Source organism: bacterium (assembly GCA_027622355.1).
In the GTDB taxonomy this organism is placed as follows: Bacteria; UBA8248; UBA8248; order UBA8248; family UBA8248; genus JAQBZT01.
Map to the genome: position 1 here is coordinate 1 of JAQBZT010000059.1, position 11,384 is coordinate 11,384.

Below are 11,384 nucleotides of genomic sequence, written 5' to 3' on the forward strand. Positions count from 1 at the left end.
TACCCGATGGCGAGTTTAAGGGCGTTTCCGCCACCCCGGTGTGGATACGGACGAATGAAAGCAATCCGCCCACCTGGGCGCTGGGCCTGAGATTCGAATTGCCGGAGGAGGAACGCGAACAGCTCGAAAAATCCCTGAAAAAAAACCTCCGGAAAACCCTCCGCTAGACGAAGTTAATCCCGAAAATCGTCCCGCACGTCCGCCCCGGCCATGGCGCCGCGCGGGAGGATGCGTGGCGCGGGTGGCCCGAGGCGCGGTGGCCCGCGCCACCCCGTATCTTCTGCACCTGCCGCTGCCGCCCCATGTGCGAGAGTGGGCCTGCCGCGCTCCAAAAGGGGGGCGGGCGAAAGGGGGCTGGAGATGTGCCTGCGGGATATGAGGGACCGCCCGGAAGAATCGTCCGAAAAAGAGCGCCGGCGGGGCGGTTGCGGGATGCTGCGCGATACTGCGGGTTTTTTTGAGAGCGGCGGGGCGTGCGGGATGCTGCGGGATACTGCGGGATTTTTTGCGCCGCCCCCCCCCTAATCCCGGAAATCGTCGCGCACGTCCGCTCCGGCCATGGCGACGCCGAGGGGGGTGAGGGTGTGGAGAATCTTGAGGGCGTCTTCGTGCAGGGCGAGGACCTCGGCGAGGTTCTTGTAGCAGCGGGGGTCCTCGTCGGTGTCGGCGCCGCGCAGGAGGATGCCCAGCTTTTTCATGTTCGCGTTCATCTCCTGGCGGGTGAAGCGCCCGCCGATGCGGATGGGCCGGCCCCCGCGCCATTTTTTCTTGCCGGCGGCGGCGGTGCGGCTCATGGTGCGGCCCGCGCCGTGGACGGTGGAGCGGAGGAGCTTGCGCGCGGCTTCGGTGTCCACGCCCTCGGCGATGACGGAGATGCCGCCCATGGAGCCGCCGATGAAGCAGCGCTGGCCGGGCCAGGCGGGGGTGGCGCCCTTGCGGACGATGAGGAGCTTCTCGCCGCCGTGTTCTTCCTCCCAGGCGAAGTTGTGGTGGTTGTGGACCGAATCGAGGGCGCGCGCCCCGAGGATTTCGAGGACTCTTTGGCAGACGTAGTCGCGCCCGGCGTAGGCGTAGCGCCCGGCGAGCTTCATGGCCTGGAGGTAGTCGCGCCCGATCTCGCTCTTGAGGGAGAAGACGGTGGCGGGGGCGTGCATGTTCTCGCCGCCGGGGCGGGCGTCGAAGGGGCGGCCCTTGGCGAGATTGAGGAAGCCGGTGCAGGTCTTGTGGCCGAAGCCGCGCGAGCCGAAGTGGACGCCGATCCAGATCCGGTCCGCCTCGTCGCGGAAGATGTCCACGTAATGGTTCCCGGAGCCGATGGTGCCGAGCTGGCTCATGGCGAGGCCGCGGAGCTTGCCGATGGGGCGGACGTTCCGCCAGGCGGGGTCATCGAAGAGTTCGTGCCCGACGGGCTCGGGGTTCTCCCGGCCCATGCCGAATTCGAGGCTTTGGTAGATTTCGTCCATGATGCGGGTTATTTCGGGGCGCACGTCGCTGGCCGCCAGATCGGTCAGGACGGCCTTGTTCCCGCAGGCGATGTCGTAGCCCACGCCCGAGGGGCTGACGGCGCCGCGGTAGGCGATGACGCCGCCGATGGGCATGGAGTAGCCCAGGTGGTGATCGGCGAGGAGCGCCCCCGCGGCGGCTTCTGTGTCCTCAAGGCAGCGGCGGATCTGATCGAGGGCGCCGACGTCCACCGGCGCGCCGCGGATTTCAAGGGGTTTGAGATTCGGCTTGGACATGGGGGCACTCCCGAAGGGTCCCGGAACAGGGCGATGGGATGGCTTTGGCCCTGGATTGAATATGCGGCCCCGGGCGGAGGGACTCAAGGGGGTGGGGTTTGCGGCGCGCGGCCGTCAGCCGGGAAACAGGGCCGAGACGATATCCGAAGCTGAGGGTTCGCCCCCTCCGGCACATCTATTATTTTACATAATATATCTTATCATGAGTAACGAGAAAATGCGGGCCGGAAAGAAAGCCTGCCGGCGGCGCTTATTGTCCGCCCAGTTTCCGTATCCTGTCCCGGAGATCGGCCGTCAGAAATGGGCTCCGCGGGTGCTTCTGGCTGAGTTCCTCGTAAACCTTGAGGGCCTCCTTGGGCTTCCCCTGCGTCTCGAAGCAGGCGGCGATCGAGAGATAGATGTCCTGGGTGATGAGCCGGCCCGGCTTCGCGATGGCTTGGCGCCACTCGCCGCGGGCTTCGTCGCATTTTCCCTGGTCGGCCATCGCCCCGGCCAGCCCGCGCCGCGCGACCGCCCGGTCGGTCTCGGTCAGCCCGCCGATCGCGAGCGCCTCCCGGTAGGTTTTTTCGGCTTCCCGGGGCTTGTTCCGCTCAAGCAGCAAGGCCCCGAGCTCGAGCCGGGCCAGGATTCCCGGCCGGGTTCCGGGGTATTTCTCCGCCGCCGCACGCAGCAACGCCTCCATTTGCTCGGCATCGCTCTGCGCCGTGAGAACCGCCGTGCCGTAGGCCAGCGCGGCGAGCCGCCGGGTTCGGCCCTCCCAGAACCAATAGCCGCCATAGGCGCCCAGAGCGATGATGATGGCAACGCCCGCCAGGATCAGCTGCCGCTGGAATTCCATCAGCTTGGCGAGTACGCGCTGGCTGTAGGTCTGGAAAACATCGGGGCTTTTGATGGACTTCCTGAAGTTTCTGGCCATGCGCAGATTTTCCTTTAAATAACAGAGATTTCTGTTTGAATATTGAGGATATAATTTAAGAAATTGAGAAGTTACATTAAGTTATTCGCTCATTTCCTGTCCAGGATATCGAGAATCCCCTGAAGTTCCCTCCGAAGCCAGACGGGGTCCAGCGTCTCTTTTCTCTCGAACGGGAGGAGTGGATTTTCGTCCTTCCTCGCTTCCTCCTCGGCCACGGAAGCTTCCGCCGCTCCGCGGGGGGAGCGCTGGCGGCTGAGCTGTCTTTTGGCCCCAGCAATGGTGAAGTTTTCCTCGTAGAGCAGGTTCTTGATGGCGAAAATCAGCTCGACATCCTTCCGCCGGTAGACACGCTGGCCAGACTCCCCTTTCGCCGGGCGCAAGACCTTGAACTCGCTCTCCCAGTAGCGCAGTACGTGGGGCTTGGTGCCGGTCAGCTCGGCCACCTCTCCGATTTTGAAGAAAAGCTTGTCGGGAATGGCGGGATGCACGGAGTCCTCCGGGTGTCCTCTTGGATTCTGCCTAATTTGCGCCATTTTGCCGCACAACAAAAGAGCCGGCAAATCCGGCGTTGACGATGCGGGCGCGCAATGTAAGGGCCTCCTGCCGGGTGCGCAGCCTGCCGGAGCGGACGGTACGGAACCGGCCCGCCGCGCTCCCACCGCTCCCGATGATTTCACCCCTGAAACCGGCTTCCTCGACCTGATCGAGGCGCTGGGCCGCCCGCTCGAGATCGGCAAAACCGCCGGCCGAGACGTTCCAGCTGTTCCCTGAGCGGTAGCTCCGCGCACGAATGTTCTTGCGGGAGGCGAGCTCGACGAGCGCCTCGGCCTCATCCCGCGTGGGCAATTTGCCGATCACCACCTCGTTCCGCCCGCCGCCGACGGCCCCGGGGGAGACTATCGGTTCAAACCCCTTCTGGCGGAGCCGATTGGCAAACACATCGACGCAGCGGGAGGTGCGGCAGGTCGCTACCTGAACGGAAAAGAAGGTGCCGCGCACCGAAGCGGTCGCCCGCCGAGGGGCTGGAGCGGCAGGACGGGGCGCGGGCGGCGGCGTCACCTTCTGCGCGACTCTTCTTTGGGATTTCGGGGCCGAGGGTTTCGCCGCGGGAGCCGGGGCGGATTTTTTCGCCGCCACCCGGGGAGCCGCGGGCTGGGCGGGCGGTGATTCGGACTCTGGCTTCTGGGCTTTGCTCTCCTGAAGCTTCTTCAGGAGGATCTCTTCTTTCTTGCGCCGCTCTTCCTCCTCGCGCACCAGTATCTCCCGCTTTTTCTTCAACTCCTCCAGCCGGCGCTGGGCCTCGATACGCTCCTGCTCTTTTTTCAGGCGCGGAACCCACCACCACTGATAGACACCCCAGCCGCCGCCGCCCAGGACCGCGAGAGCCACGAGAGCGATGACCAGATTCCGGATGAGCTTCTTGGACCCTCCCCCGCCGCGTGATTTTTTTTCACCCAGCAGTGCGCTCGCACCGCCTCCTCCGGCGTCATCGTAATCATCCTGATCGTCATCGAGCAGGTTCACATCTTTGGCGGCCATGGCGTCTTCCCCTCTCGCGAGCGCTAGTCGTTATCCTTCGCAGAAACAGCCCCTGCGATGATTTTTTCGGAAATCTGACCGGGAACCTCCTCGTAGTGCGAAAACTCGATGGAGAAATCTCCGCGATCGGCGGTCATCGAACGAAGCGCGGGCGCATAGTTCAGCACCTCGGACATGGGTACCTGGGCCTTGATCTTCTGTTTCCCGCCAGGGCCGGGGTCCATCCCCGAAACGCGCCCCCGGCGGGAGTTCATGTCGCCGATGACATCACCCATGTACTCATCCGGAACCACGACTTCGATCGTCATGATCGGCTCCAGGAGAATGGGCCTGCACTGCTCCATCCCCTTTTTGAAACCCATCGAGCCGGCGATCTTGAACGCCATCTCGGAGCTGTCCACCGTATGGTAGCTGCCGTCGTAGAGAATGACGCGGAGATCGGTCACGGGATAACCGGCAAGGGTGCCGATGTCCATGGCCTCGATAATTCCCTTCTCCACGGCGGGAATGTAGGTTTTCGGGATCACACCGCCCACGATCTTATCCACGAACTCGAAACCCGAGCCTCGCGGCAAGGGCTCGATCTCGAGCCAAGTGTCTCCAAACTGGCCGCGGCCGCCGGTCTGCTTTTTGTAGCGGCCCTGGATTTTCGCTTTTCCCTTGATCGTTTCCTTGTAGGGCACGCGGGGGGTCCGCATCTCGACCTCGACGCCGAACTTGCGCTTGATCCGCTCGATCATGACCTCGAGATGAAGAACACCCAGCCCGGACAGAAGAAGCTCCTTGGTCTGCAGATCTCGGCTGATGGCCAGGACGGGGTCCTCGTCCCGGATGCGGGCAAGCGCGGTGCTCAGCTTCTCCTCATCGCCCTTGCTCTTGGGGACCACCGCATAGGAAATGACGGGAGACGGAAATGCAATCGGGGTGATGACGGCCTTTTCGCCGTCGGCGCAAAGCGTATCCCCGGTCCGGGTATTTTTCAGCTTGGCAACGGCGGCGATGTCGCCGGGCCCCAGCTTTTCCGAAACCGGACTCTGATTTTTCCCCTGAATATAGAGGAGGGTCCCCACCCTCTCCTTTTCGTCCCGGTTGGAGTTGTACGCCGAGGAGTCCGATGAGATGCTGCCGGAAACCACGCGGAAATAGTTCAGTTTCCCGGCAAATGAGTCCACAACGGTCTTGAAAACCAGGGCCCGGAAGGGAGCGTTCTCGTCCGCCGCGATGGAAATGTCTTCGCCCTCCGCGCTCTTGGCTGTCTCGGCGGGGCGCTCCTTTGGAGAGGCGCCGAAGTGGACGATCGCGTTCAGGAGTGCATCGGTCCCGATGTTCAGAATGCCGCAGCCGCAAAACACCGGAATGAAGGATCCCCCCAAAACGCCCCGGCGAAGCCCGGCGATGAGTTCCTCCTGGCTCAGCTCTTCTCCCTCGAGAAATTTTTCCAGCAGCGCTTCGTCCGCCTCGGCGGCAAATTCGATCAGCTTGCCTCGGTGTTCTTCGACGACATCCACCAGATCCCCGGGAACCTCTCCTTCGGTCCCCTTTCCGTTTCCTTCCGCGGTGTAGGTGAGCGCCTTGCCGGAGAGCAGATCGACTACGCCCGAGAATTTCTCGCCCTGTCCAATGGGGACCTGGAAAAGCGCCAGCCGGACGCCCAGGAGCTTTTCCGCGCCTTCCACCGCCCGGCTGATGTCGGCCTGTTCGTGGTCCATGTGGTTCACGAACAAAAAGCGCGGGAGGCCCTTCTCTCCGGCCCAGGCGGATGCCTTCTCGGTCATGACCTTCAGTTCGGCATGGCCCTCGATGACAATGAGGGCGTTGTCCACGGCGCGGACCGCCGCGACGGTATCCGCGACGAAGTTGGAATACCCGGGGGTATCGATGATGTTGATACGGTGGCCGGCCCAGTCAACATGGGCGACGGCGGAGCCGATGGATGAGTGGCGCTCAATTTCCTCGGGTTCGGAATCGAGGATGGTGTTGCCGGAATCGACTTTCCCCTGCCGATCGGTGCTCCCGCCCGTAAAGAGGCAGGCTTCCGCCAGCGATGTTTTCCCGGTACCGCCCTCTCCGAAGAATCCAAAATTGCGAAGTTTTTCGACTCCCCCTTTGGCCATGGGAAACAAGTCCTCCCCTATTGCGTACTTCGGTCTGCGAAGAGACAGTTTCATGGAACCAGAAAATTAGCCGATTTCGGCAATTGATTGTGCCGAACATCCTGCCATTTAATCGTTTTTTCGTCAACAAGATTGAATGACTTGGGAGTGTCTGATTAAAGAGGGGCTTTAGGTTTTCTGCAACCGGAAACACACTGGATGGGAAGGATTTCCTGGCGAGTGGGCATGGCCCTTTCCTCCGGGCGCGTCTATTCGCGCTTGCGAAAGCTTACCCGAATGGGAGTGCCGGAGAAGTCGAAATCCTCTCGAAGGCACCGTTCGATGTAGCGCGCATAGGGCTTGCCCGGAAGGCGGCTTGCGAAAACTACGATGTGCGGGGGGGCGGTCGAGGCCTGGGTCGCATAGTAGATCTTGGGGCGCTTCTTGTTGCGCCCGCCGTGGGGCGGATGGGCGGCCACCCATTTCTCGACACGAAGATTCAATTTCCGGGTGGAGATGCGCTGTCGGTGGAAGGCGGTGACCTGCCGGATATCCTCGAACACATGCTCGCACCTTTGCCCTGTCAAGGCGGAGACCGAAAGGATGGGGGCAAAATCCAGGTGAACGAGTTTTTCCCTGATATCCGTCACTTTTTCGTCAAACGTCCGGGTTTCCTTCTCGAGCAAATCCCACTTATTGACCAGGACGATGCAGGCTCTTCCCGATTCGACGATGTGGCGCGCAATCTGGGCGTCCATCATCCGTGGACCGTCGGTCGCATCGATGATGAGGAGCACCACCTCCGCCCGCTCGATGCTCCGGTACGCCATGATCATGCTGAGGAACTCGACCTTCTCGTCGCCGATTTTCCCGCGTTTGCGAATTCCCGCCGTATCCACGAACCGGTAGGCTTGATCCCCGCGCCGGCAGAGCGAGTCGATCGGGTCGCGGGTCGTCCCCGGCACGGCGCTGACGAGCGCGCGCTCTTTCCCGATGATGCGGTTGACGAAAGAGGATTTTCCCACGTTCGGGCGCCCGACGACGGCGACGCGGATCTCTTCTTCGGATTCCACCTCCAATTTCCCGTCATTGGGCACACGGGCAAACGCTGCTTCGAGCAGATTTTCGATGCCCGTGCCGTGCTCGGCCGAAATGGGGAAAGGATCCCCGAAACCCAGGGCCGAAAAGTCCCACAGAGATTCCTTCGCCCGGTTCGTGTCGCATTTGTTCACGGCGAGAAAAACCGGCTTTTGCGAGCGGCGTGCGTGATCGGCGATTTGCCGATCGGCAGGCAGGAGCCCCTCGATGCCGTCCGTCAAGAAGAGAACGATGTCGGACTCTTCGATGGCCAGGATGGTTTGCCGGAGAATCAGCGGATTGAAAGGGTCTTCCGCCGGTCCCGATATGCCGCCGGTGTCAACGGCCAAAAAGGAACGGTCGTTCCATTCTCCGCGGGCATGGTGGCGGTCGCGCGTGACGCCCGGCTCGGGCCGCACGATGGCCTTGCGCCGGCCGATGAGGCGGTTGAAAAGTGTGGATTTTCCGACATTCGGCCGGCCGATAATGGCCAAAACGGGAAAACTCATCTCCGAAATTCTCCGGGGAATCAAATGTCTCCGCCGCCGTGGCTGCGGTGGGAAAGGAACATGCGAATCAGCGCAACGCTGGCATTACCGGGTACGGCGGGCCTGACGAAGCCGAACGGCCACGAAACCGGCAATGCCCTCCGCAATTCCCTCCGCGAGCGCCAGCTTGTACTTCCGGGTCCGGCCGCGCCCGGCCTCGACCGGGTTCGTGATGAAGGCGGTCTCTATCAATATGCTCGGCATCTGGGCGCCCAGCAACACGAAAAACGGACCACGTTTCACTCCCAAATCCTTCACGGGGTTATATTTTCTCTGGAGGCCCGAAACCATCGAACGGTGGACAAGCTGGGCGAGCGAGTGCGACTCGTTCACTTTCGAGCGGAGCATAAGGTCCTGAAGGATTTTTTGCAAATCCGTCATCCGCGCGATGGTGGTTTCGCTCTCCCTCGCGGCGACCTCAAGCGCGCGGGCGCTCGAGGCCTCGCTCAGCAGGTAGGTTTCGATTCCCTTCGTACCGCGGTGGGGGGCGCTGTTGGCATGAATGGAAATGAAGAGATCCGCCTTCAAATCGTTGGCCATCGAAGTCCGCGCCTGGAGGGGAAGATACCGGTCGCGGTTCCGCGTCAGGTAGACGCGGTTGCCGGGGGGAAGCCGCTTTTGGAGCGCGGCGGCCGTGAGGCGGGAGATCTCCAAAACAAATTCCTTCTCCACGATCTGGTGGAGTCCGATTGCCCCCGGATCCCGGCCGCCATGTCCGGGATCGAGAACGATCCGGCCTTGGCCGCTGAGAAATTTCGCGGTCAACTCCATGTCAGGGCCGCCCGGCCCTTCCCGGCTGGGAGGGATGGGTGGTGTCGGGAGGGGCGCCGGCGGCGCTTTCTTGGCGATTTCCCGCTGGGCGGGACGCGGAGGCTCCGACTCCTCCTCCGGTGTCTTCTCGCCCCTCAAATCAATGACGATTCGATCCGGATCGGGCAGCGCGAATACGTTGTGGCGCGAGAGTTTCGAGGAAATATCCACGACAAAGCGCAGCGCCCCCTTGTGGAGCTTGCCGAAGCGAAAGCCGCTGATGAGGCCTCCGCCGTTTCCGGAAGCCTTGATGGAGGGTATTTTGAAGCGGCGAGAGAGACTTCCGCGGGGAATGTCGACAAAGATGCGGGAAGGATTTTTCAGCGTTCCGAAACGAAAGTCCAGGCTCTCGCGGTTCAGGACGAGCACTACCCGGGCATAGCCCGTCGTGGCGAAATGGCGCACACCCATGACCCGAGGACCGACCGGTCCCCCCCTTTTCGGGGTAGCCGGCATCGCCGGATGAGGGAAAAACACCGCCAGCGCGAGACAAAAGGAAAGCCACAACCCGGCCCGTTTCCGCAAGCGGAAGACGCCTACCACCAATGGAACTCCCGTCGGGCGGAGACCGGAGCAGAACGGCAGATCAGGTGCCGAACTGCCAGCTTTTCAGATATTTTTCCTGCTCGGCCGTCAGTGTGTCAATCTCCACGTTCATGCTCTTAAGCTTCAAGCGGGCGATCTCGGCGTCCATCTCGTCGGGCACCTTGTAGACTTTGCTCTCGAGCGAGTCCGCGTTTTTGACCAGATATTCCGCCGCCAGCGCCTGATTGGCGAAACTCATGTCCATGACGCTGCTCGGATGGCCTTCGGCCGTCGCGAGGTTCACGAGGCGCCCGCCGCCCAGGACGACAATCCGCCTTCCGTCGGACATGGTGTACTCTTCCACGAGGGGCCGGATCTCGCGCTTCGACTTGGCCTCTTTTTCCAGCCCCGCCACGTCGATCTCAACGTCGAAATGCCCCGAGTTGGCGATGATCGCTCCGTCCTTCATCTCGCGCATGTGCTCCATCCGGATAACGCTCGTGTCGCCGGTGACGGTGCAGAAGAAATCGCCGATTTTGGCCGCCTCGGCGATCGGCATGACGCGGAAACCATCCATGAGCGCCTCAAGGGCGCGGACGGGATTGACTTCCAGCACGATGATGTTCGCGCCCATTCCGTGGGCCCGGCTCGCCAGGCCCTTGCCGCACCAGCCATAGCCGCCGACCACGAAGACGGAACCCGCCAGGAGGCGGTTGGTCGCCCGGATGATGCCGTCCACCGTGCTTTGGCCCGTTCCGTAGCGGTTATCGAAAAAATGCTTGGTTTCCGAGTCATTGACGGCAATGACGGGGAACGCGAGCACATTCTCCTCGGCCATGGCCCGAAGCCGGATGACACCCGTCGTGGTCTCCTCGGTGCTGCCGATAATCCCGGGGATCAACTCTTTGCGTTCGGTGAGCACCTGGGTTACCAGGTCGGCCCCGTCGTCCATCGTGATCTGCGGTTTCCCGTCGAGGACGGCGCGCATGTGCGCGTAGTAGGTATCCCGGTCTTCGCCCTTGATGGCGAAGGTCGGAATCTTCTCCTTGATGGAAAGCGCCGCCGCGACATCATCCTGCGTCGAGAGCGGATTCGAGGCGCAAAGCCGGACATCGGCGCCACCCGCCGCCAGGGTCTGCATGAGGACCGCGGTCTCCGACGTGACGTGAAGGCACGCGCCGATGCGAATGCCTTTCAGGGGCTTTTCCTTTTCGAAACGATCTTTTATGCCAAGGAGCACCGCCATACTGCGGCTCGCCCACTCGATGCGAAGCGCACCCACATCGGCCAATCCCTTGTCTTTAATATCGAAATTCATCATTCCTCCAGGTCAAAATGCGATGCGAAAGCGAGCGTCCGGCGGGAGGGCTAAAGGCCCACCGCGGAGCGCAACTCCTTCACCTTGTCTGTTTTTTCCCATGTAAATTCCGGCTCCGAGCGCCCGAAGTGCCCGTAGGCGGCCGTTTTCCGGAAGATCGGTCTTTTGAGTTGCAGGTGATCGATGATCTGCTTGGGCTTGAGGCCGAACACTTCCCGGACGGCTTTTGAGATTCTCGAAGAGGCGATTTCGCCCGTGCCGAAGGCATCCACCAGAATGGACACCGGATCGGCCACCCCGATGGCGTACGCCAACTGCACCTCGACCCGCCTCGCCAGCTTGGCGGCCACGATATTTTTGGCGATATAGCGCGCCATGTAGGCGGCCGAGCGATCCACCTTGGAGGGGTCCTTGCCGGAGAAAGCGCCGCCGCCGTGCCGGCTGTATCCCCCGTATGTGTCCACGATGATCTTGCGCCCCGTCAGGCCGGTATCCCCCTTCGGCCCGCCGATAACGAAAGTGCCCGTCGGATTCACGTACATCTGGGTGCTGGGCCTGAGCATGTGCTCGGGAACGGTGGGCTGGATCACATGGTTGATGATGTCCTCGCGAATCTGCTCGAGCTGGACGTCCGGGGCGTGCTGGCTCGAGATGACGACGTTTTCGATGGCCACCGGCTTGCCCTTTTCGTAGTGAATCGACACCTGGCTTTTGCTGTCCGGCCGCAGGTAGGGGAGCAGCCCGCTCCGCCGCACCGCCGATGTTTTCTGCACCAGCTTGTGGGCTAGCATGATCGGCAGCGGCATCAACTCCTCCGTC

At 62.1% G+C, this 11,384-nt stretch carries 9 protein-coding genes; all 9 read right to left on the reverse strand.

Annotated features, from left to right (window positions below; genetic code table 11):
• Window positions 1-521: 521 nt before the first annotated feature.
• Window positions 522-1,739, reverse strand: coding sequence for an RtcB family protein (locus O2807_05275; GenBank protein ID MDA0999914.1), 1,218 nt, complete (start codon window positions 1,737-1,739; stop codon window positions 522-524).
• A gap of 250 nt (window positions 1,740-1,989) precedes the next feature.
• Window positions 1,990-2,655, reverse strand: a complete 666-nt coding sequence (locus O2807_05280; GenBank protein ID MDA0999915.1) for a tetratricopeptide repeat protein — start codon at window positions 2,653-2,655, stop codon at window positions 1,990-1,992.
• Between the two features lie 89 nt (window positions 2,656-2,744).
• Window positions 2,745-3,143 carry a MerR family transcriptional regulator gene (locus O2807_05285; protein ID MDA0999916.1) on the reverse strand — a complete coding sequence of 133 codons (399 nt, stop codon included), beginning with the start codon at window positions 3,141-3,143 and terminating at the stop codon, window positions 2,745-2,747.
• A 31-nt stretch (window positions 3,144-3,174) separates the two neighbouring features.
• Complete coding sequence (locus O2807_05290) at window positions 3,175-4,194, reverse strand: SPOR domain-containing protein (GenBank protein MDA0999917.1); 1,020 nt, start codon at window positions 4,192-4,194, stop codon at window positions 3,175-3,177.
• Between the two features lie 23 nt (window positions 4,195-4,217).
• Entirely contained in the window at window positions 4,218-6,308 is a 2,091-nt protein-coding gene (gene fusA / locus O2807_05295; protein ID MDA0999918.1) for an elongation factor G, read from the reverse strand.
• 248 nt (window positions 6,309-6,556) lie between these two features.
• Window positions 6,557-7,873, reverse strand: coding sequence for a ribosome biogenesis GTPase Der (gene der, locus O2807_05300; protein MDA0999919.1), 1,317 nt, complete (start codon window positions 7,871-7,873; stop codon window positions 6,557-6,559).
• 84 nt (window positions 7,874-7,957) lie between these two features.
• On the reverse strand, window positions 7,958-9,127 hold the full coding sequence (locus O2807_05305) for an N-acetylmuramoyl-L-alanine amidase (GenBank protein ID MDA0999920.1): 1,170 nt from the start codon (window positions 9,125-9,127) through the stop codon (window positions 7,958-7,960).
• 181 nt (window positions 9,128-9,308) lie between these two features.
• On the reverse strand, window positions 9,309-10,565 hold the full coding sequence (gene ahcY / locus O2807_05310; protein ID MDA0999921.1) for an adenosylhomocysteinase: 1,257 nt from the start codon (window positions 10,563-10,565) through the stop codon (window positions 9,309-9,311).
• A 50-nt stretch (window positions 10,566-10,615) separates the two neighbouring features.
• A partial coding sequence (gene metK / locus O2807_05315) for a methionine adenosyltransferase (protein MDA0999922.1) occupies window positions 10,616-11,384 on the reverse strand: 769 nt, incomplete at its 5' end.

Bases quoted from the DNA above. Each gene is read 5' to 3' on its own strand.
- O2807_05275 (MDA0999914.1), bottom strand. From the start codon at position 1,739: ATGTCCAAGCCGAATCTCAAACCCCTTGAAATCCGCGGCGCGCCGGTG.
- O2807_05280 (MDA0999915.1), bottom strand. From the start codon at position 2,655: ATGGCCAGAAACTTCAGGAAGTCCATCAAAAGCCCCGATGTTTTCCAG.
- O2807_05290 (MDA0999917.1), bottom strand. From the start codon at position 4,194: ATGGCCGCCAAAGATGTGAACCTGCTCGATGACGATCAGGATGATTAC.
- fusA (MDA0999918.1), bottom strand. From the start codon at position 6,308: ATGGCCAAAGGGGGAGTCGAAAAACTTCGCAATTTTGGATTCTTCGGA.
- der (MDA0999919.1), bottom strand. From the start codon at position 7,873: ATGAGTTTTCCCGTTTTGGCCATTATCGGCCGGCCGAATGTCGGAAAA.
- ahcY (MDA0999921.1), bottom strand. From the start codon at position 10,565: ATGAATTTCGATATTAAAGACAAGGGATTGGCCGATGTGGGTGCGCTT.